Annotated in this window: 25 protein-coding genes; 20 read left to right on the forward strand and 5 right to left on the reverse strand. The window is 38.2% G+C overall.

The annotated features are described in order from the left end of the window. The first annotated feature begins 2 nt into the window (after positions 1-2). Together F994_RS00350 and F994_RS17675 are read left to right on the forward strand one after the other, a co-directional pair. The gene (locus F994_RS00350; RefSeq protein ID WP_004647986.1) at positions 3-1,835 is read left to right on the forward strand and encodes an NACHT domain-containing protein; all 1,833 of its coding nucleotides are present in this window, start codon (positions 3-5) and stop codon (positions 1,833-1,835) included. Positions 1,836-1,941: 106 nt separating this feature from the next. Beyond that, positions 1,942-2,100, forward strand: a complete 159-nt coding sequence (locus tag F994_RS17675) for a zinc ribbon-containing protein (RefSeq protein WP_228128028.1) — start codon at positions 1,942-1,944, stop codon at positions 2,098-2,100. A gap of 160 nt (positions 2,101-2,260) precedes the next feature. Here the strand turns inward: F994_RS17675 and F994_RS00355 are convergent, their stop codons facing one another. Beyond that, positions 2,261-2,614 (reverse strand): hypothetical protein, encoded by a 354-nt coding sequence (locus F994_RS00355; RefSeq protein ID WP_004647988.1) that lies wholly within the window; start codon positions 2,612-2,614, stop codon positions 2,261-2,263. Between the two features lie 195 nt (positions 2,615-2,809). On the opposite strand from F994_RS00355, the gene F994_RS00360 reads away from it, so the two are divergent. The 11 genes from F994_RS00360 to F994_RS00410 all read left to right on the forward strand — a co-directional run bounded on the left by F994_RS00360 (position 2,810) and on the right by F994_RS00410 (position 10,285). Continuing rightward, positions 2,810-3,049 carry a DUF6868 family protein gene (locus tag F994_RS00360; RefSeq protein ID WP_004647989.1) on the forward strand — a complete coding sequence of 80 codons (240 nt, stop codon included), beginning with the start codon at positions 2,810-2,812 and terminating at the stop codon, positions 3,047-3,049. Positions 3,050-3,228: 179 nt separating this feature from the next. Then, positions 3,229-4,068 carry a GGDEF domain-containing protein gene (locus tag F994_RS00365; protein ID WP_004647990.1) on the forward strand — a complete coding sequence of 280 codons (840 nt, stop codon included), beginning with the start codon at positions 3,229-3,231 and terminating at the stop codon, positions 4,066-4,068. Positions 4,069-4,721: 653 nt separating this feature from the next. After that, positions 4,722-5,435: an SIMPL domain-containing protein gene (locus F994_RS00370; RefSeq protein ID WP_004647991.1), complete on the forward strand. Its 714-nt coding sequence runs from the start codon at positions 4,722-4,724 to the stop codon at positions 5,433-5,435. Positions 5,436-5,518: 83 nt separating this feature from the next. Continuing rightward, positions 5,519-6,181, forward strand: coding sequence for a pseudouridine synthase (locus F994_RS00375; RefSeq protein ID WP_004647993.1), 663 nt, complete (start codon positions 5,519-5,521; stop codon positions 6,179-6,181). Positions 6,182-6,498: 317 nt separating this feature from the next. After that, positions 6,499-6,870, forward strand: coding sequence for a ribonuclease E inhibitor RraB (locus tag F994_RS00380; protein ID WP_004647994.1), 372 nt, complete (start codon positions 6,499-6,501; stop codon positions 6,868-6,870). A gap of 515 nt (positions 6,871-7,385) precedes the next feature. After that, positions 7,386-7,832 (forward strand): SRPBCC family protein, encoded by a 447-nt coding sequence (locus F994_RS00385; RefSeq protein WP_004647995.1) that lies wholly within the window; start codon positions 7,386-7,388, stop codon positions 7,830-7,832. Between the two features lie 91 nt (positions 7,833-7,923). Further along, positions 7,924-8,265 (forward strand): DUF2004 domain-containing protein, encoded by a 342-nt coding sequence (locus F994_RS00390; RefSeq protein WP_004647996.1) that lies wholly within the window; start codon positions 7,924-7,926, stop codon positions 8,263-8,265. Positions 8,266-8,286: 21 nt separating this feature from the next. Continuing rightward, positions 8,287-8,637: a DUF488 domain-containing protein gene (locus F994_RS00395; RefSeq protein WP_004647997.1), complete on the forward strand. Its 351-nt coding sequence runs from the start codon at positions 8,287-8,289 to the stop codon at positions 8,635-8,637. Positions 8,638-8,730: 93 nt separating this feature from the next. Continuing rightward, a complete protein-coding gene (locus F994_RS00400; protein WP_004647998.1) occupies positions 8,731-9,072 on the forward strand; it encodes a zinc ribbon domain-containing protein YjdM in 342 nt (113 codons plus the stop codon). Between the two features lie 261 nt (positions 9,073-9,333). Next, complete coding sequence (locus F994_RS00405) at positions 9,334-9,693, forward strand: 5-carboxymethyl-2-hydroxymuconate Delta-isomerase (RefSeq protein ID WP_004647999.1); 360 nt, start codon at positions 9,334-9,336, stop codon at positions 9,691-9,693. Between the two features lie 256 nt (positions 9,694-9,949). Further along, complete coding sequence (locus tag F994_RS00410) at positions 9,950-10,285, forward strand: YegP family protein (RefSeq protein WP_004648000.1); 336 nt, start codon at positions 9,950-9,952, stop codon at positions 10,283-10,285. A 145-nt stretch (positions 10,286-10,430) separates the two neighbouring features. Here the strand turns inward: F994_RS00410 and F994_RS00415 are convergent, their stop codons facing one another. After that, on the reverse strand, positions 10,431-11,198 hold the full coding sequence (locus tag F994_RS00415) for a hydroxymethylpyrimidine/phosphomethylpyrimidine kinase (RefSeq protein WP_034696581.1): 768 nt from the start codon (positions 11,196-11,198) through the stop codon (positions 10,431-10,433). A gap of 102 nt (positions 11,199-11,300) precedes the next feature. On the opposite strand from F994_RS00415, the gene F994_RS00420 reads away from it, so the two are divergent. Next, complete coding sequence (locus F994_RS00420) at positions 11,301-11,951, forward strand: HAD-IA family hydrolase (protein ID WP_004648002.1); 651 nt, start codon at positions 11,301-11,303, stop codon at positions 11,949-11,951. A gap of 118 nt (positions 11,952-12,069) precedes the next feature. On the opposite strand, the gene F994_RS00425 is transcribed toward F994_RS00420, so the two are convergent. Next, a complete protein-coding gene (locus F994_RS00425) occupies positions 12,070-12,534 on the reverse strand; it encodes an Lrp/AsnC ligand binding domain-containing protein (RefSeq protein ID WP_004648003.1) in 465 nt (154 codons plus the stop codon). 138 nt (positions 12,535-12,672) lie between these two features. Here F994_RS00425 and F994_RS00430 point away from each other — a divergent pair, with 138 nt between their 5' ends. From F994_RS00430 to F994_RS00450, 5 genes are all read left to right on the forward strand, one after another. Further along, positions 12,673-13,932 (forward strand): D-amino acid dehydrogenase, encoded by a 1,260-nt coding sequence (locus tag F994_RS00430; protein WP_004648004.1) that lies wholly within the window; start codon positions 12,673-12,675, stop codon positions 13,930-13,932. A 35-nt stretch (positions 13,933-13,967) separates the two neighbouring features. Further along, the gene (gene alr / locus F994_RS00435; protein WP_004648005.1) at positions 13,968-15,068 is read left to right on the forward strand and encodes an alanine racemase; all 1,101 of its coding nucleotides are present in this window, start codon (positions 13,968-13,970) and stop codon (positions 15,066-15,068) included. Positions 15,069-15,078: 10 nt separating this feature from the next. Then, entirely contained in the window at positions 15,079-15,438 is a 360-nt protein-coding gene (locus tag F994_RS00440; RefSeq protein ID WP_004648007.1) for a RidA family protein, read from the forward strand. A gap of 158 nt (positions 15,439-15,596) precedes the next feature. Then, on the forward strand, positions 15,597-17,027 hold the full coding sequence (locus tag F994_RS00445) for an amino acid permease (RefSeq protein WP_004648008.1): 1,431 nt from the start codon (positions 15,597-15,599) through the stop codon (positions 17,025-17,027). A gap of 164 nt (positions 17,028-17,191) precedes the next feature. Continuing rightward, complete coding sequence (locus tag F994_RS00450) at positions 17,192-18,307, forward strand: acyltransferase family protein (protein ID WP_004648009.1); 1,116 nt, start codon at positions 17,192-17,194, stop codon at positions 18,305-18,307. Positions 18,308-18,435: 128 nt separating this feature from the next. Here F994_RS00450 and hemJ read toward each other — a convergent pair whose 3' ends face one another. Together hemJ and F994_RS00460 are read right to left on the reverse strand one after the other, a co-directional pair. Next, positions 18,436-18,888 (reverse strand): protoporphyrinogen oxidase HemJ, encoded by a 453-nt coding sequence (gene hemJ, locus F994_RS00455; RefSeq protein WP_004648010.1) that lies wholly within the window; start codon positions 18,886-18,888, stop codon positions 18,436-18,438. 18 nt (positions 18,889-18,906) lie between these two features. Further along, a complete protein-coding gene (locus F994_RS00460; RefSeq protein ID WP_004648011.1) occupies positions 18,907-20,136 on the reverse strand; it encodes a beta-ketoacyl synthase N-terminal-like domain-containing protein in 1,230 nt (409 codons plus the stop codon). 270 nt (positions 20,137-20,406) lie between these two features. Between F994_RS00460 and F994_RS00465 the strand changes: the two genes are divergently transcribed. Continuing rightward, the gene (locus F994_RS00465; protein ID WP_004648012.1) at positions 20,407-21,837 is read left to right on the forward strand and encodes an EcsC family protein; all 1,431 of its coding nucleotides are present in this window, start codon (positions 20,407-20,409) and stop codon (positions 21,835-21,837) included. Positions 21,838-21,859 lie beyond the last annotated feature (22 nt).

The following is a 21,859-nucleotide window of genomic DNA, read 5'->3' on the forward strand; positions in this document are numbered from 1 at the left end:
GTATGGAAGACGTTATTATAAAAGAAGCAGTATCTGAACTGATAAAACAATTTACAATACCAATTTATAATGGTCTAAAAAAGTTAACTAAAGATACTAATGATAAAATTCAAGTTAATTTAAATTTATGTTTTACAGAGTATTTAGAAAGAAATTATGAAAGATACTCTAAAACTAAAACACTTTTGTATAGAGATATACCCGTAAATATAAAAGATTTTTATATCCGTACTAATTTAATGATTAACTATAAAGAAGTAGAAGAGCAAGAGTTCATTAGTGAAATAGAGAGAAATAAAAGAGTAGTAATTTTAGGTGGTGCTGGATGTGGTAAATCAACATTTTGTAAAAGTATATTTGTTGAGTTGATAGAAAAACCCAAGGGGATTTTTCCTATTTTTATAGAATTGCGACATTTAAATAACTTAGTAGATAAGTCGTTATATAGTTATATATTAAGTTTAATGTTGAAAATTAATTCATCTTTTAATAAGGAGCAATTGGACTACTCTTTTAAGTTGGGGAAAATTTTAGTTATATTAGATGGCTTTGATGAGGTAAATAGAGAGGATCGAGAGAAAATAGAGCAAGAAATTTTATATTTGTCTAATACTTATCATGGTATTAGAATATTGATTTCGAGTCGTTTTGATAATAGGTTTTCTTCTTGGGAAGAGTTTTTTCAATATAAAATACAGCCTTTAGATAAAAATAAAGCTTTATCACTGATTAATAAACTAGATTACGATAGGGTGGTAAAGCAATCGTTTATAAATGTACTCGAGAAAAAATTATATCAGTCTCATAGGAGTTTTGCTTCGAATCCACTCTTGTTGATAATGATGCTCATGACTTATGAACAAATAGCAGAAATACCTAATAAGTTGCATTTATTTTATGAGCAAGCATTTTTAACTTTATTCAATAAACATGATTCTTTAAAAAGCATGTATAAGCGAAAATCTTTTTCTGGTTTGCCATTAGATGATTTTAAACGATGTTTAGAAGCTTTTTGTATTTTAAGCTATTGTGATAGGTTGTATTTTTTTGAAGAAATTAAAATAAAAAAATATATTGATAATGCTCTTAAGATTGCTAATGTCAATGCAGAAGTTGATGACTTTCTAAAAGATCTACTTGATTCGGTATGTATTCTGCAAAGAGATGGTTTAGGTTTTTCTTTTACGCATAGATCATTCCAAGAATATTTTACAGCTCAATTTTTAGTAAATAAAGCTATTGAAAGAAAATATGAAATTTTTGATAAAATATATATAGTAAATGGGGGGGATAATATTCTTCCTATGGTTTATGACATTAATAGTGATTTGATTGAAAAAGAATGGATAATTCCAAAAATTGATAAAATTTACTCTCATGTAAATGAAATGAATCAAAATCTCAGTTCTGAATTGAATATTTTGAGTAGTATGTATTCTAAAATTACTACAATAGATGGAATAGAGAATGAAGATGTAGTGGAAATAGGTTATGTGTTAGGGGAAAATCCTGAAAAATACTTTAAATTTTACTTGTTTTTGAAAGATTTTTATAAAGATGGGAGTTTTAATTTTTATGATCTCAGAAAGGATATAGTGGATGGGTGTACAGATCAGTATTTTGAAGATCAACTCATAGATTACATTCACGAACATGGCGATATTGATTTAAATGAAACTTATAGAATTGATCCGCTTGCAAGAGAGTTAATTAAGAGAACTAAATTGGTGGAATTAGTCTTAGAAAATATAAGGTTTTTAAAAGATCAAGCTAATATCCTTAAGAAAAAACATTCGAAACAAGAAGTTGATATTTTTTCACTCTTATTAAATTAGTGATAGGTTCATGACTTAATTCGCTTATCCGCCACCATCACCCGTCGAAATGGACAGTAGACATTCATCACATTAGGGTTATACTAGGTTCACCATTTCTAAAAACATATGGAGAACAAAAATGGTTACTGCTGGCTCTAAACCCGGAACAGGCTTCTATTTTTGCGTCCAGTGCGGGCATCGCACTTACTTAGAAATTGGTACAGACCGTTTACCCCCGTGTACCAAATGCCAAGGCAATCAATTTAACAATAAGAATGCCTAAGCTAAACAATTCAAACAGTTACCCACTGTTTTAAAGAAAAGCCCTATTACTCCATAGGGCTTTTTGTTAATTTATAATCAAATTAGATAAAACAATAACAACTAATCACGGTCTATAAGCTTGAAAATCATGATGGAAACAATGTTAAACCGCTTTAAAATTAATGTACTTCAATACGTGTCGTGGCTTTAATTTTTCGGCATTCTTTATCGCTTTCGACTAATGATCTGATTTTAAAATCATAAAATCGAACTTCTCTGTTTTGCATGGCAAACTGTTCAGGCGTTTTAATTTCTAAGCATTGAAAAGGACGGAGGTTTTTTAAAATTTCTTTTTGTTTATCTGTCATTTTCTGTGTGGACAAATACACATAGCCTTTGCTGGTTTTTAGTAAAACATCATCTGCTTGTGGCTCACTTGAACTGGTCACTTTTACAATATGCGTTTTTAATACTTTGCATGAACTCAGTGAGAGTGCCGTGAGCATAATCAAGAGCGCCATTTTTGTTTTCATGATGATAATATTCTTTGAAATCAATGTGCCAACTTTACATGAAAACTTTTAAAATCAGCAATATCCAATACGCTTGTTATGCAATCAAATGCTTTTAAAACTTATCCCCTCAAAATTTAAACTACAAAACTGTATATCACACCTAAATTCAGCCTAAAATAAACACAGAAAATAAAGAAAAACAGGGTGAGTATAATGAATATCGCTCAACTTACAGATTTCTTACTTTATTGCACGCTGATTAACTATGTCGTTCTATTGATTTGGTTTTTTGCATTTATCTTTGCTAAAGATTTGATGAAAAAACTGCATAGGCAATGGTTTAAGCTGTCGGATCAAAACTTTGATGCAATTCATTATTCAGCGATGGCGGTCTATAAAATTGGCATCCTGTTACTGAATCTTGTGCCGTTCATCGCGTTAAAGTTGCTTTAACACGCTTAAGTTTTACCGTGCATTCAATTGGTGATATGACCGATCAGCAAGAAAAATCACTCAATTTTATTCAGTCATTTCATCGCAAAACAAGTCAAATTTTGGTCGGATTTTGACTGTAAAAATGCATCAAAAACAATTACTCTACATAGTAAAACCATGTCGGGTATTTCATCGTAATGAGAACACTGGAAAAATTACTTTTAACCAATACCTTTGCCCGACGGATGGTTATTTTTTCAAGTATTGCGATATTGGGCTGGATTGATCTGGCTACAGGTTTTGAATACTCATTTTCCGTATTTTACTTAATGCCTGTCTCCATTGCTGCTTGGTATGACAGTGTAAGAAGTACCATTATTACCATTGTTGTATCGGGGCTGACATGGCTTTATGCCGACTTTAGTGCAGGGCATGATTACTCGAACCCATTTATTCCCTTCTGGAATGCCTGTGTTCGATTAGGCTTTTTTAGCATTGTGGCCATGCTGTTAATCAAAGTACGCAGAAACCTTGCCGTGCTGACCATGATGGCAATGCAAGATACATTGACCACTTTAAATAATGTGCGTGCATTCAATTTCGAATATCAGTTATTGCATAAAATCAGCTTGAGAAAAGGCATGCAATTTGCGGTTGCGATGATTGATCTAGATGGTTTTAAAGCGGTTAATGATCAATTGGGACATAGCGCAGGTGATACTGTATTGGTGAAATTTGCTCAAGTCCTGAAACAGTCTTCACGCAGTTCAGATATTTTAGCGCGTATGGGCGGTGATGAGTTTGTGGTGGTTTTGCTGGATACTGATCACGCTGGGGCAGAACAATATTCCAGTAAATTACGTGAAATCTTTCTCTCCAGTGGCTTAAAAGAACAGTATGGCATCGATTTTAGTATGGGGATTCGTATCTTTAACCATTTACCTGAAAACTGTGATGAAGCCACAGGTCAAGCTGATCAACTGATGTATCAGGCGAAAGCATTAGGCAAATCTCAAACCATGATTTGTTTTGCCTAAATTTGTGCTTAATGTGAGGTGAGTTTGTAGTGATGGAAATTTCGATAAAATGTGTTTTTATGCAATAAAAAATCACTATTTTATCTAAAATGGTAATAAATACTGTTTTTATTATTTTAAGTGAGAATTTTTCCTAAAAAAGATGAAAATTGATTTTTCTTAGGGAAATAATCCCGAAGCGATCTTGGTAAATTATATCTCAAGGGTGTGACGGGGATCGAAAAGAGTAGATGCTACCAGTTACTTATAAAGTCAGTGTAGTACTCGCCCAAAAGGTCTCGATTCGGCTTAGGACGCTATAGATCACAAGTTTATAGGCTAAAAGTTATCGCTTACAAAGCTATAATTGTTGAAGTTAAACATGATGTTTTCCCCAACACCCTAAAAAATTCTTTATCGAATAAAACAGCATAAGAAGATAAAAAATAAAAATAAAAAACATAGAATAAATTTTAAATTATAGATACAAATGAACCATTCATATCCATAGATCAAATCTGTTACTTTAAAGGTCATCCGCTGCTATGCAGGGAATCATGATCTATCCTGAATTTATATTAAAAATAAGCTAAGCAATTTTTTATGCTGCTGTATAAGCAATCACACAACCACAAAAGCTGGATAAAAATAATAGGTAAAAGGAGTTTAGTTCGATGAATCAATTCAAACCGGCACTGATTTTAGGAGGTTTTATTTGCTTGGGCATGATTATTGCGGGCTGGATTTTAGCCAATAGCGCATTGAAAATTAAACAATATGAACGAATTGTTTCAGTCAAAGGTTTATCGGAACGTGAAGTAAAAGCCGACGTTGCGGTGTGGCCCATTCGTTTTAGTTCAGCCAATCAAGATCTGACCCAGTTATACGACACGATGGAAACCCATACTCAGCAAATTCAGGCATTTTTAAAAAGCGAAGGTTTTACGGCAGCGGAAATTACCACGGCTGCCCCCGGCACTACCGATAAATATGCCCAACAATATGGTGGCGATGCAAATGTTGCGCTACGTTATACTGCCCAGCAAACCATTACCGTATATACCCATAAAATAGATGCGGTACGTGGAGCGCAAAGTCGTTTAGTGGTATTGGGTAAAAAAGGGATTGCCTTTGGTGGCGATGACTCTGGACAAAGAACCGAATATTTATTTACCAAATTGAATGAGATTAAACCTGCCATGATTGAGCAGGCAACCCAAAATGCACGTAGTGTTGCAGAAAAATTTGCTGCCGATTCTAAAAGTGGTTTAGGTAAAATTAAATCGGCAAATCAGGGCTTGTTTAGTATTGAAGATCGGGACAGTAATACGCCGTATCTAAAGAAAGTACGGGTCGTGTCAACGGTGGATTATTACCTAGCGGATTAAAGTAATACGGCCTTATGCAGTGATTGACAGCTGAATTCTGCCTTGTTATTTTTCCTCTAAATTTTTCCGATTCGCTATACATCATGCCTTCAAACCACTTTGTTTATATGCCTCCGCAGCAACCACTTTGCATCATCTATGAAGATGATGATTTGGTGGTGATTGACAAGCCTGCGGGGTTATTGTCTGTACCCGGGCGTTTGCCTGAGCATCAAGACAGTGCTTATTTACGTGTGGTTGAAAAATATCCTCATGCCAAAATCACCCATCGCCTAGATATGGCAACTTCGGGTATTTTAATGTTTGCCAAACACCGAAATGCCGAAGTGGCAGTCAGCAAGATGTTCCAAGCGCGTACAGTGCAAAAAAATTATATTGCGCTGGTACAAGGTAAACTAGAAGGACAGGGCAGCGTGGATGTGCCGCTGATGACCGACTGGGAAAACCGTCCGCGTCAGATGGTGCATTTTGAATTGGGGAAAGCGGCAAAAACCTTGTATCAAGCTGTGCAGTATTTTGAGGCGGATGATATTACGCGGGTATTACTGACCCCTGTGACTGGGCGTTCACATCAGCTGCGTGTGCATATGCAATATATTGGGCATCCCATTACAGGAGATCAGTTTTATCATCCTGACTATCGACAGTCAGCGTTAAAGCGCATGGCATTGCACGCGAGTTATTTGGCATTTAAACAGCCATTGAGTGGGGTAGATGTTGAAATAAGAGGAAACACTCCATTCTAAGGCGTTGATTACAAAATGATCATAATGGCTGCTGTGGATGTATGATTTTAGAATCATAATCAGCTTCGTTGATACGTCATTTTTGAGTCAAGATAAGCGTGGTTCGTAAAGCGGAAATTAAAAAAAATTTTAGGTGATGCTCATTTTAAAGAATCGAATTTTAAAGAATCGAATCTTGAATATTTTTTGCTTTATGCAGGTCATCTCTTGATCCGAATTTAACCATAACGTTGGATTAAATCGCTAAACTGAAACAAACTTGAGCTAATCTACGTACAATGGTATAGCTGTACATAATGAAGATAAGGAAACTCCCCATGACACGTAATTTTGAACAATTTCCAGATGACGACAATGGCAATGTACTTTGGCAAATGGCTGAAGATGGTGATGACCTAACAGAAGCACATGAAATAGAGTTTTCTATTGCATTCCAAACTGAAGAACAAGCTGAAAAATGTGCACTTTATTTGCTTAAAGAAGAACAAAAAATCAGCATGTTTGAAGATGATGATTCTGACACAGCAGAATGGGTGATTACGATTTATGTGTATATGGAGCCTGAATATTCAGACATCGTGGATTTAGAAGAATGGTTTGGCAAAATTGCAGAACAGCATGGCGGTGAATACGACGGTTGGGGCTGTATGGCTTACGTCTACGATGATGAAGATGTTGAAGAAGAATAAATCTAAATTCTGAATGTATTGAGTTATTTTAAAAAGCATGTTCAATTGGGCATGCCAGTCAGCTAAGGAGTTTTGTAATAAACTCCTTAGCTTTTTAGTTGTTCACAACGGAGTCTTGTATTTTTAAATCAAATACTTGGAGCTCATCTATTACTTTGGATAAGCCCAAATGAGAAGCAGAGCTTCGCAAGAAAGGCATCTTGCGGCGCAGTGCGCCTCACCGCAAAACTCGTCAAATATCTTTTATTGATCAATTCATCGCAGAAACTGTACTTTTTCAAAGTAGTCTTGCCTCGAACAGTTGCTGATGACATTTTCTCGTATCAAATAACATCATGAATTTAAAAGAAAAAAACCAGTCAATTTCTTAACTGATCAGCATTATGTTCAATTGGGCATGCTTTTTTATCCTCGATGGATCTAACTCAAACCATACACAAGCCAAAACGATACAAAAGTTAAAGTCATACAGCGTAAAATATTGTCCGGATAAAACAAAAATAAGGAATGAAATCGTGAGTAATACAGTGAAATTGCATCGCGTATTTAGTGCGCCACCAGAACGGGTATTTAAAGCATTTATTGACCCTGATGCCTTAGTGAAATGGATGGCACCACATGGCTTTACCGCCAAAGTTCATCATCTTGATGCTCAAGTCGGCGGAACATATAAAATGTCCTTTCGTAATTTTTCTACAGGTTCGAGCCACGGTTTTAGTGGAACCTATCATGAGCTGGTTCCCAGCCAGTTATTACGCTATACCGACCAGTTTGATGATCCGAATTTATCAGGACAAATTGAAGTGATCATTCAGCTAAAAGCTGTTTCTGTCGGGACGGAGGTCAATATTACTCAATCGGGGATTCCCGATGTCATTCCAGTTGAAGCCTGTTATTTGGGTTGGCAAGAGTCATTGCAACTGTTGGCTTTGTTGGTTAATCCTGAAATTCCAGATCAATAAAAGTGCATTATATTTTGAGTGAATGTCATTCATTGGTATTTACTCGTATGCCAGATAAGCGTAAACATAATAAAAAACAGAGAAGTAATAGATGAATAATACTGAACAAATGCAAAGATTAGAGCAGAAAGCGCGAGCTGCGATCTTATCTGCATATCAGCGTAGTGCTGATGAAAATCAAGTCCGTTTATATGCTGAACATCATCTAGAGGAACTTGAGTCAGATTATTGGCTTAAAAACTTAGGTACTGCAACGCCTCAACCTTTACAGGTTTTAACGGTACTAGAACTGAGTCCACATCTTGATTGGACGCTTGAGCAGGATAAAAATTATCGGATTGATTTCACGCTTCCAGAAGAGGTTACTCAATATGTTTTGTGTGTAGAACTGGATCGTGATGAGAGCTTAGTTGGCATTTCGATGGAGAGTTAATATGTTTAAAGGATAGATCATATGAATATCTATATGAAACGTATTTATACAGCCGCTTCAGAGATGGATGGTAAACGAATTTTAGTTGATCGACTGTGGCCTAGAGGCATTAAAAAGGCAGATGCCAAAATTGATCTATGGGCAAAAGAGATTACGCCTTCGACTGAATTGCGGAAATGGTATCATCAAGATATTGAGCATCGTTGGGACGAATTTCAACAGCGCTATAAAGCAGAACTGCTTGAACAGTCGGAGATGCTTCAGCATCTTAGGAAGCTCGCTCAACACGAAAAAGTGACTTTAATGACTGCTGCTAAAAATGAACTTCATAATCATGTGGTTGTGCTTAAACAGATTTTAGAACAAGGATAAGTTGGTTGAAGTCTTCTTTATTCCATAAAATAAATAGGGTTTTAGCCATCGACTGAGGGATAAAATGTTATAGTAGTCTTTTTGAGGTTTTTTATGTCTTTACCAAATTGCCCAAAATGTAACTCAGAATATGCTTATCAAGATGGCGATTTGCTGATTTGTCCAGAATGCTCTCATGAATGGAAAGAGGGTGAAAGCAAGGCTGAAGAAGCAACAATCATTAAAGACGCAAATGGTAATGTCCTTAGCGATGGTGATACGGTAACAGTCATTAAAGATTTGAAAATTAAAGGTTCATCTTCAGTGGTGAAAGTGGGTACAAAAGCGAAAAATATCCGCTTATTGCCCGATGCAACTGATGGTCATGATATTGATTGTAAAGTAGATGGTTTTGGCCCAATGAAACTCAAATCTGAATTTGTAAAAAAAGCTTAAAGAATACAGTTTGAAGTCAAAAAAAGCCCTCGCCAAAATGCGAGGGCTTTTTTTATGGGAGTGTAATTGAACGATTGACCGCATGATGCTTCCGGATGCATTTATTGGCATCATTCGTATCAAGTTTTATATAAAAGATCGCAGTTGTTAAGATGGCTATTTTTTATTAATACTAACAATTGGTTAAAGATTGAGACATTGACCTGCTGTTGAAGCACGCAGCATGCTATAACCAAGCAGTGATCTTAAAGGATTTTTGTTATGCCACATATTCATTTGGAATATTCAGACAATATTGAAAACTTAGCACCGCAACCCCTTCTTCTTGCTTTAAATCAAGCATTGCTCGATGGCGCTTATGTGCATTCAGCCAATGAGGTGAAAAGTCGTGCCATTTGTCAGCAAGATTATGTCATTGGTTTAGGGGATGAAGCACAAGCTTATGTACACGCCAAAGTTTCGTTATTAACAGGGCGAAGTGTGGAATTACAACAGGAAATTTCCCAATTGTTATTAAGCGTCCTTGAGCAGCATTTACCGAAGCAAAGCCAAGTGAGTTTACAAATTTGTGTAGAAATTTTAGAAATGCAGAAAGCAACCTATAGCAAAAAAATTGTCTAATCTGTAGCAAGCAAATAGGGTTAATGAGGGAATGAGATCTGAGATTTCATTCTCTTTGATGATTTGATGACTCAAAATAAATCATGCAATCATTTGGATTGTTAAAGCCATATTCTAAGAAAAAATCACATTATCAATTCGTAACAAAACAGATTTTTTAAAAAGCGAAAAGTCATTTATATTGAATACAAATAGGTTGATTTTTAATCAACACGATGTTGTTTATAAACTTTAAAATAACAAGAGGGTGTTCACGATGTCAGGATGGTATGAATTGAGTCAAAGCAGTGACGGACAATATCGCTTTGTTTTAAAAGCAGGAAATGGCGAAGTCATTTTGACCAGTGAATTATATAAGGCAAGAGCCTCTGCACAAAATGGGATTGAATCGGTACAAAAAAATAGTGCAGATGAAAGTCGTTTTGAGCGTAAGGAAGCAAAAAACGGTAAGCCTTATTTCAATTTAAAAGCGGTTAATCATCAAATTATTGGAACCAGTCAGTTTTATTCAACTGAGCAATCGCGTGACAAGGGGATTGAGTCGGTAAAAAGTAATGGTTCAAGTACAACAATTAAAGATTTAACAGTTTAAATTAAAGCCATATGTACATCAAAGTATGTGTTAACACATACTTTTTTTATGGATCAATGAAACAGCGATGCCCACTGTTTAAATAGGGTAAAACCTGATCTCAAAGCGATAACGCGTTGATGAACAGGTTTTAATCATTTGAGGGTTAAAAGCGCTTCGGAATTCTCTGTCCATTCGGCACAGGTATTTCAGCTTTTTTCAGTACAGCAAATAACCATGTTTCCGCATGGTTCACCGCTTGTTTTAAATCATCGCCCTGCGCTAAACGACCTGCAATAAAACTTGCCAATGAGCAACCTGAACCGTGATATTCCCCTTCAAGACGCGGGCAGCGAGTTTCGAAAACCAACTGACCCTTGCTGTATAAAGCATTGCGAATATAGTCAGGGGTGTCTTCATGTCCACCTTTGATTAAAACGGCTTGAGCACCCATTTCAAAGAGTTTCGTTGTGGCTTGGTCGATGTCCTGAATGCCTGTTAATGCACGTAGTTCTACGGTGTTAGGGGTGAGTACGGTGGCCAGTGGAATAAGCTCGATAAAGGCTTTGACTAAAGTTGCTTGATCACCAAGTGAACCGCCACTATTGGCAACGAGTACAGGATCGAGTACATATAAATAGTCTGGATGTTCGCGTAAAAATTCAGCCAAAGCCGCAATATTATCAGTCGTGCCGAGCATGCCAGACTTCACACACTTAATCGGTAAATCACCAACTACAGCATGGGCTTGAGCAAGCAGAAGCTCTTTAGAGGTCGCTTCAAAGCCAAATACTTGTTGTGAGTTTTGAATTGTCAGGGCGGTACACGCAGTGGCTGCATGTGCACCACTTTGACCAATCGCTTCAATATCTGCTTGTAAGCCAGCTCCGCCTGATGGATCTAAACCAGAAAAGCAAAGTACAGTAGGGCGCACCATGATATCCTTCTTGACAAAATTTGCCTTAGTATAGGCAACTTTGAAAGAACTCTCGATAGTAATTTTTTTAAAGTAAATGATGTGGCAAAGGGTTAGTTTGTGATTAAAAATATTTTGATTGATTTAGATGGAACACTCACTGATCCTAAAGTAGGGATTACCACCAGTGCACGTTATGGTTTAAATAAAATTGGTCATCCCATTGCCGATGATGTCAATATTGATTGGATTATTGGGCCACCATTGAAAGCCTCTCTGGCAAAAATTTTAAATGTCGATGTCCATGATGTTTTGGCTGAACAAGCTTTAATGGGATATCGTGAACGATTTGCGGTTACGGGCCTTTATGAAAACCACGTTTTTCCTCAAGTGGCTGAAACCTTAAAAGCATTGCAACAACAAGGTTACCGTCTATTTTTAGCAACGGCAAAACCAGAAGTGTATGCCAAACAAATTTTAGAGCATTTTGATTTATTGCAATATTTTGAATATCCCTATGGCAGTGAATTAAACGGGGAACGTACCAATAAAGGCGATTTGATTGAATATATTCTTAAAAAAGAACAGTTAGATTCGGCGGAATGTTTGATGGTTGGCGACCGTGAACATGATATTTTGGGTGCGCGTCGTCATGGAATAGAAACCATTGCGGTGGAATATGGTTATGGTTCATCCGCAGAGTTAGATGCAGCCGAACCTAAAGCGCGAATTCAACAATTTTCAGAAATTTTGAATCATGTCGGGCATTAACCCTGATCAAGCGATTGCGTGATTGTTGACGCGTACATCGCTTTTTTACAGCACAGTCTTGCTGAAATTTACATTGAAGACGATCAGAAGTATCGTCTTCGAAGTATGATCTTAAATATTATCTCAAATCGAGGTACAGCGTTTCTTTCACTTCTTCCATCACGATATAACTATGTGATGAGGCTGATGATGGCAATTTTTTCAGTAAATCACCCAATAGGCGACGATAGGCACTCATTTCTTTTAGCCGTGCTTTGACCAAATAATCGAATTCACCTGAAATGAGGTGGCATTCCAATACCTCTGGAATTTCGACTAAATCACGGGCAACTTGATCAAATACATCACCCGATTTAGCCGATAATTTAATCTCTAAAAAAACCAATAAACTACGATTGACCAACTCAGGATTAAGTCGAGCATAGTAGCCCATAATAATGCCATCACGTTCTAAACGCTTCACACGTTCAGAGCAGGGGGTAGTCGATAAATTAACCCGTGATGCTAACTCACTAATTGCAATCCGCCCATCACGTTGCAAGATCTCTAAAATTTGATGATCAATTCGATCTAATTTGCGCATGAGTTTTTTCCTTTTTTTAGGGTTATTTCATACTGAATTTATTAATTTAACTACATTATAATGCTTAAAACAGTGAAAAAAACTATTTATTGCAAAATATACTAGGTAAATAAACTAAATATACGTAAAGGAAGAGCGATGCGTGTAATTGTCTTAGGTAGTGGTGTTATTGGTGTTGCAAGTGCGTATTACCTAGCGCAGCAGGGAGCAACCGTAACTGTTTTAGACCGCCAGTCGGGTCCAGCAGAAGAAACCAGTTTTGGTAATGCAGGACAAATCTCACCAGGATATTCTACACCTTGGGCTGCACCAGGGATTCCTTTTAAAGCTGTAAAGTGGATGTTCCAACATCATGCGCCACTTGCCATTAATATTGATGGCAGCATGTGGCAGTTGAATTGGATGGCGCAAATGCTTAAAAACTGCAATCCAAATAGCTATGCCATCAATAAAGAGCGCATGACTCGTGTTGCAGAATATAGCCGCGATTGTTTAAGAGAGCTCAGAAAAGAGACTGGTATCAGTTACGAACATCGCTCAAAAGGCACATTACAAGTATTCCGTAACGAAGCTCAACTTGACGCGGTACAACGCGATATTCAAGTCCTTAAAGAGTGTGGTGTGGATTATGAACTGTTACTTAAAGATGAACTTGCAAAAGTAGAACCGGCTTTAGAACACGCCAAAGATAAATTGGTCGGTGGCTTGCATTTGCCGAATGATGAAACAGGTGACTGTTATATGTTCACCAATGCCTTAGCCGATTTAGCCAAAGGTTTAGGTGTCGATTTCAAATTTAACCAAAATGTTGAAAAACTTGTGGTTGAAGGCGATGAAATTAAAGGTGTTGTGGTCGATGGTCAAGTCCTGACTGCGGATCGTTATGTTTTGGCATTTGGTAGCTACTCACGTGACTTCCTGAAACCACTGAATTTGAATTTACCGGTTTATCCAGTGAAAGGCTATTCACTCACGATTCCAATTGTTGATCCTGCTTTTGCACCGCAATCGACTGTGTTGGATGAAACCTACAAAATTGCGATTACGCGTTTTGATCAACGTATTCGTGTGGGTGGTATGGCTGAATTGAGTGGATTTAACCATGGTTTAAATACCGACCGCCGTGCAACTTTGGAAATGGTCACCCAAGACTTATTCCCGGGTGGTGATTTAGCGCAGGCTTCTTTCTGGACAGGTTTACGTCCAATGACCCCTGATAGCACACCGATCATTGGTGCAACAGGTTATAAGAATCTGTTCTTAAATACTGGTCATGGCACTTTAGGTTGGACCATGGCATGTGGTTCAGGCAAGTTAATCAGTGACTTGGTCATGAATCATAAGCCAGATATTAGTACGGATGGCTTGTCTATTCTGCGCTATCCACATGCTGCTTAAAACCATTTGAAATTGATTATTCAAGGAAGAATAAAATGCCACGCCCAATTACTGCCATCATTCATAGTGACGCATTGCAGCATAATTTAACCATTGCAAGACAGCAGATGCCGAATAGTAAAGTCTATGCTGTGGTCAAAGCCAATGCTTATGGTCACGGCATCGAACATGTCTATTCGTCATTTAAAACGGCAGATGGTTTTGCGCTATTGGACATTGCCGAAGCTAGACGGTTACGTGAGCTGGGTTGGACGGGTGCAATTTTATTATTGGAAGGCATTTTCTCAGCGCAAGATTTACAGGATTGCCTTGAGTTAAATTTAAGTTTTACCATTCATAGTGAACATCAACTTCGTTGGATTGAGCAATTTTCTCCCGTTGCTCACTTTGATGTTTATTTAAAAATGAATAGTGGCATGAACCGTTTAGGTTTTCAGCCTGAGCATTATCGACATGCTTGGCACAGACTCAATCAGCTAGATCAAATTCAAAGCATCACCCATATGATGCATTTCTCCGATGCAGACAGTGATCGTTTTGGTGAGTCAGGTATTGACTATCAATACACTATTTTTGAAGAAACGATTCGCGATTTACCCGGTGAAAGAACGGTGTGCAATAGTGCTGCGATTCTTAGACATTCAGCCCTACATTCAGACACTGTACGCAGTGGAATCATGCTGTATGGTAGCTCTCCAGATTATCCGACCCATACCATTCAAGATTGGAATTTACAGCCAAGCATGAGCTTGCGCAGTGAAATTATTGCCATTCAAGACATCCAAAGTCATGACAGTGTCGGCTACGGCTCGACTTTTATTGCAGAGCAAGCGATGAAAATCGGCATTGTGGCTTGCGGTTATGCCGATGGCTATCAACGCATTTCACCGACGGGAACGCCTGTACTGGTGAATTCAATTCGGACCAAAATTATCGGGCGTATCAGTATGGATATGCTCGCAGTTGATATTTCAGATATTAAAGATGTGGACGTTGGCAGCGAGGTTGTGCTTTGGGGGAAATCGTCAAATGGAACGATTCTGCCTATCGATGAAGTCGCTGCAAGTTCAGGAACAATCGGCTATGAACTGATGTGTGCGGTCACTGCGCGTGTCAATTTTATCAATCAAGAATAGGGACATTAGCATGTCAAATAATGATATCCAAAAGATCAACAGCAACGAAGTGATGAGTGCTGTAACTGTGTTTAATCAGGTGGTGTATTTGTCAGGCCAAGTGCCAAAAAATACCGATGCAGATGTTGCTGGGCAAACGCGTGAAATCTTGGCGACTATTGATGAATTACTGGCATTGGCCAATACCGATAAGACACGATTATTGTCTGCGCAAATTTATTTAAAAAACTTACCCGATTTTTCAGCAGTGAATGCAATTTGGATTGACTGGCTTCAAGGTTGTGTGGCACCTTCGCGCGCAACAATTCAAGCCGATTTGGTTAACCCAAATTGGCTCATTGAAATCGCAGTAACAGCAGCACAAAAGTAATGTGGTGTTGTTGAGAAACAAATGAAACACTTAGAATGAAAATGAAATGTCATCCATTTCGTTTCATTCTTGGACGGGTAAATCACATTATTGAGTAGAACGCTCAAGCGCCAAAAGCATGATTTACCTGTTGAGGGATATGTCAAAAAGGATATTTTATGACCACTTCAAGCCAACACGAAGACGCACAATCGTCGCCCCATGAGTTGCAGCGAAAATTATCGAACCGCCATTTACAGTTAATTGCTATCGGTGGTGCGATTGGAACTGGACTCTTTATGGGTTCTGGAAAAACCATTTCTTTAGCAGGACCTTCAATTCTCATCATTTATATGATTATTGGTGGTATGTTCTTTTTCCTGATGCGTGCATTAGGTGAAATCTTATTATCGAACTTGCACTACAAATCATTTATTGATATGGCTCATGATTTAATCGGGCCGGGGGCAGGTTACTATATTGGATGGTCATATTGGTTAGGCTGGATTTTAGTCGGTATTGCCGATTTAGCTGCCATTATTAACTATTTAGGCTTTTGGTTGCCGCCAGACATGACCTTCACCCCAATGGGACAGGCACTGATTAGTGCAGGCTGTGTGCTCTTTGTTTTAGGCATTAATCTACTTACCGTCAAATTATTTGGTGAAATTGAATTTTGGTTTGCACTGATTAAAATTTTAGCCATTATTGGTTTAATTTTTATTGGTGGCTTTATGGTGTTCACTCATTATCAAGCACCAGGTGGTTCAATCGCGAGTTTTAGTAATGTCTGGTCTCATGGCGGCATGTTCCCTAAAGGTGCCGAAGGCTTCTTGGCTGGTTTCCAAATCGCACTGTTTGCCTTTGTCGGCGTAGAGTTGATTGGTACCATGGCTGCGGAAACAAAAGATCCTGAAAAGAATCTACCAAAAGCGGTCAATGCAATTCCAACACGAATTATCTTATTTTATGTTCTCGCATTATTTATTGTAATGTCTGTGACGCCATGGATCGAAATTCCAGCAGATCAAAGCCCATTTGTATCCTTGTTCTTGCATGCAGGTATTCCAACTTCAGCCATTATTATGAACTTGGTGGTGTTGTCTTCAGTACTTTCTTCAATGAATAGTGGTGTATTCTCAACCAGTCGTATGTTGTTTGGTTTAGCCAAAGAAGGGCAAGCGCCAACCAAGTTAGCAGAACTTTCTGCACGTGCTGTTCCTGCGAAAGGCCTTGTATTCTCTTGCGCTTTCATTATGAGTGGCGCGGCATTACAGTATTTTGTTCCGAACACCATAGAAGCTTTTACCTTGGCCAGCTCTCTGTGTGTGATTTTGTTTATTAGTATTTGGAGCTTAATTATGGTGTGTTATTTACGCTATAGAAAGTTAAATCCAGAACTACATACAAAATCAACATTTAAAATGCCGGGCGGTATATGGATGTCCTACATTGTTTTGGCCTTCCTATTGTTTACGTTAGTAATCTTAAGCTTAGAGCCAGATACGCTAAAAGCATTAATTATTAGCCCATTATGGTTGGTAGTTTTAGCGGTAACGTATCACGTTCTGTATAAGCCACGCATGAAAAAGCTAAACAAAAAGCTTTAGTCATGATTTGAATTTAAAAAGGGCTGATGTTTATACATCAGCCCTTTTTTATTGAGCAATGTTCAGAATATAAAAATAATGCTTCTTTATTTTGAACAAAAATTAAATGCAATTATATGATCATTATTATTTAATAGAACGCTTTGAAAATAAGAACAGTGTAGATGCGAAATTATAAAATTGATGTACTACGGGGAATCTGCATACTTTTAGTTTTATTCCACCATTTTAATATCCCGTATAAACTACATGATACATTTTTAGGCGTACATATCTTTGGAGAAAGCTTGAGCACTTTAATTGCCCGCAATGGTAATTATGGTGTAACTATGTTCTTTGTGATTTCAGGTTTTTTAATTACCCAACATACATTACAACGCAGTAGCTCACTGGCTCAAATCAATTTCAAAGACTTCTATATTCGCCGTATTGCGCGCATTATGCCCTGTTTGGTTTTATTGGTCACAGTGGTGACTATGCTCGGAAGTTTCGGTTTAAAGCCATTTTTAAATCAAGCACCGAATGACATAGAGGTCTCTTATGGTTTAACGGTTCTTTCCGCTTTTAGTTTTTGGATGAATATCCTGATTATTCAATATGGCTGGGTCAATTATGCACTGGGTGTGTTGTGGTCATTATCGGTAGAAGAAGTTTTTTATTTGGTTTTTCCAATACTCTGTTTGCTATTGGGGCGTAGTCAGGGCTTTATTCTGTTTTTACTGGCCGTGATTTGTTATGCACCCTATTTCCGGTCACTACATTTTGCTGAACAAAGTGGCGCATACCTCTATCATTATTTTTCCAGTTTTGATGGGATCGCAATCGGCTGTTTAACCGCTTTAATTGCACAGAAGTTTCAATTGAATGGAAAAATAAATTCGTTTCTCATTCTTTTTATGTGTTTATTGATGGTCGGTCTGTATTTGTATGCACCGATTAAAGAGGTGAGCACGTGGGGAATCAGTATTTTTGCACTATTATCCGCAGTGTTAATTTTCTGTTTTGCACAAAATCCTCAAGCAGCAGCTCAATCGAAAATGTCTAAAGCTCTGGTCTGGATCGGGCAACGCAGTTATGAAATGTATTTGTTTCATTTAATTGTTTTGGGTTTGATTAAAGTTTTCTATTTTCCTAAACAAACGTTGCCAACCGAAAAATTAATCTTGTTGCCCGTATTTTTGATCGCGACGTTTATTTTGAGTTGGGCAATTGAAAAATATTATTCAGCACCGTTGAATTTAAAAATTCGAACCATATTGATGAAATCCGGACGTAGATAAAAATTTACCTGTGATTTTGTAGCGCTGAATTAGCAGCAGGGTGTTGCCGTGGTGTGAAGGAAAAACGCGAGAGAATAAAAAAGCCTCGAATGATTCGAGGCTTTTAAAATTTTTAGGATTAAACAAGATTAGAACTGCGGCTTAACCACCACTAAGATGATCACTGCGACTAAAATCAGGGTTGGCATTTCATTAAAGAAACGCCAGAACTTATGCGATTTATAATGCGCATTGCCAATCAGTTTTTTGCGGTAATAACCACAAACAAAGTGGTAAATCACCAACAAACCAACCAAGCCAACTTTAAGGTAAAACCATAACGCTTCATGATAGTGGCGCGTTGCATCGCCCCAATCTACCAAAAAGTGCGCCGTGATGAGTGTGGCAATCATAGATGGCCACATAATGCCGCGGTACAACTTACGTTCCATGACTTCGAAACGTTGATGACTGACGGCATCATCACTCATGGCATGGTAAACATATAACCGTGGTAAGTAGAACAAAGCAGCGAACCAACAGACCACAGCGATAATATGTAATGCTTTTACCCACAAGAAAGCATCAGAAGGTGCATCCATCGAAAATCCTATCGGGGATTATGCATCCCACTTCTTGAAAACGAGGCAGGCGTTTACACCGCCAAAGCCAAAACTGTTACTCATCACAGTATTCAGTTTTGCGTCACGTTTTTCAAGTACGATGTCATAACCTTTTGTACCTTCATCAAGTTCAGTCACGTTGATGTTTGGTGCAATAAAGTCATTTTGCATCATTAGGATAGAATAAATCGCTTCTTGTACACCCGCAGCACCTAAGCTATGACCTGTCATCGATTTGGTCGAACTAAGCGGTGGTACATGACCTTCACCAAAAGCACGACCCATGGCTTGCAGTTCAGTGATATCACCTGCTGGAGTAGACGTACCGTGAGTATTTACATAATCAATGCTATCTACACCATGTTGTTTGGCTTCTTCTAAAGCCATCAGGATACAACGTGTTGCACCTTCACCACTTGGCGCAACCATATCTGCACCATCACTATTGGCAGCATAGCCAACCACTTCAGCCAAGATGTTTGCACCACGCGCTTGGGCATGTTCAAGTGATTCAAGTACTACGAAACCACCACCACCGGCAATCACAAAACCATCACGGTCAGCAGAATAAGGACGAGAAGCTGTTTCAGGCGTGTCATTGTATTTAGAACAAAGCGCACCCATCGCATCAAACAATAAACTTTGTGACCAGTGATCTTCTTCACCGCCACCCGCCAGCATTAAATCCTGTTTGCCTAATTGAATTAGGTTGTAGGCATAGCCAATGGCATCGGCAGATGTTGCACAAGCGCTAGTAATGGTATGTGCAATACCTTGCATTTTGAAGGCAACACCAACATTGGCAGTAATGGTGTTAGACATGTTGCGAGGTACAAAGAACGGGCCAACTTTACGTGCGCCTTTGGTGTCTAGCAGCTCTTTCATTTCCATTACAGAGGCTGTAGAGCCGCCACCTGAACCACCAGCAATACCATAGCGCGGGTTGCCGCCAATTTGTTCTGCTGTCAGACCGGCATGTTGAACAGCTGCCAATGCTGCGTTATATGCATACATTGCACATACGCCCATAAAGCGCTTTAAGCGGCGGTCAATGCCGTCAAAGTTCTGTTCAGCGGCTGCGCTGATATGGCTTTTAAAATTCATTTCCGCATAAATGGGGTTAAAACGTGTTCCCGAAATCCCGTTTTGCAAAGAGTGAGTGACATCTTCCAATGTATTACCAATGCATGAGTTAATGCCCATACCAGTGATTACAACACGTTTCATCTACAGATCCCTTTATGGTGAGATTGAGGCATGCCTTGCGGGCGCTGGAATCAGCAGCCGGCGGCACGCAGCTCATATTTTTGAATTGCAATCATGATAGCAGAAAGAATTTTGAATTCTTATGGCAAATATTATGCCTATTTCCCTGTCTGTGTATTTGTGAAACAACCACAAAGCAATTAACTAAAACACACACATTAATATTGAGATAAACTTAGACTATGCCTAGTATTTATCAATAATTGTAAGAATCAAAAATGAGGATAAAGAATGACAGATAGTAATAATAAACATTCACATAGTTTCTTCTCAAATGCCTTTGGAGTGGCTAAAAAGATCAGTGCAACTGGAATGGGTGTGCTGAACCATGTCGCTTCAGACCGGGTAGCGAAGGTAATGCAACCCTCGAAAAATGGTCAGATGTTTGAGGGGAGTTCGCGTCATATGAGCCCATTTGAATCACCAAAATATGAGAATCCTCAACAAATGCTGCGCGAATATTTGCCCAATGTTTCTAAACAATTATTGGGTCGTCAGTATAGTAAAGTGAATCGTGTTGCCAGTTTTGTGTCCCCAGAATTTTCAGATAAATTATCAGACTATTTTTTTGATCACCTTAATCAATTTACTTCGGATTTAAGCTCTGTCGATCTGGTGCTTGATCAAGCAGGTGCGCGAGATTTAGAAGAACTGACGCTAGACGTAGATCGTTCCAAGCGAATTAGCCAAGCATTGGCAGAACAAAATAAATGGATTGCATCGGTACAAGGTGCTGTAACAGGTGCAACAGGCGTTATAGGTTCAGCGATTGATGTTCCTTTATCCTTGGTGATGTCTTTACGCATGATTTATCAGGTTGGACGTGCTTATGGCTTTGAACTGAACAAAGAAACGGAACAAGATATCGTTCAGTTTGTTTTTAAACAAATTGATTTAGGCATGATTGCAGAGAAACAAAGTGTTTTGATGGCGTTAAAAGCTTTATCGAATATGTTACAAACACATGATATTTCTCAATTCCAACAAATCTTGGGTTCAAGTAATGATATTGAATCGCTGAAAAAATGGTTGGTCAATGAAAGTGGTGAAATGAAATGGGATTGGTTGAATCACCTTCCTAAGGTTTCATTGCTGGGTAAATTGACCCCTGTTGTTGGTGCAAGCATTGGTGCAGCATATAGTTGGAAATTGGTTGAAGATGTCAATCAGAAAGCACAGCAAATATTTTCCCATGCACGAAGTTATTTACAGCAGCATCAGGGTGTAGAATTATCGGCTATAGCCGCTTATGAAAAATCATTAGAATTATTGGCGCAAGCAACGCCAAAATTGTTAGATCATTTTGCTAAAGTGGATGTGGCTGCAAATGAAATTAAATTAGATCAGGAAATTCAGGTCGATAACCATCAGACCATTTCGAAAGTGACCATTAAAAAGAAAACAGAGACCTTTGTCGATGAAACTGAAAAAGGTCAAAAAGTTCAACAGGGTTTAGAGCAGTTGGCGCAACAAATGCTTGAGCAACACGAATATGTAGAACCTCAAAAACCGGCAATCTCTATAGCAGAATTTGAATTGGATGAATATGCAGTGGACGATAATCGTGTAGAAGAGGGTATTGATCCGTCTACTCCTATTCAGCCTCAAGCAAATGATGAACCTGCCGCTGTAAAGAAAAAAGTTACAAAAAAGAAATCATAAAAGCACAGCATGAAGTCTGGTA

It is taken from the genome of Acinetobacter bohemicus ANC 3994, assembly GCF_000367925.1.
In the GTDB taxonomy this organism is placed as follows: Bacteria; Pseudomonadota; Gammaproteobacteria; order Pseudomonadales; family Moraxellaceae; genus Acinetobacter; species Acinetobacter bohemicus.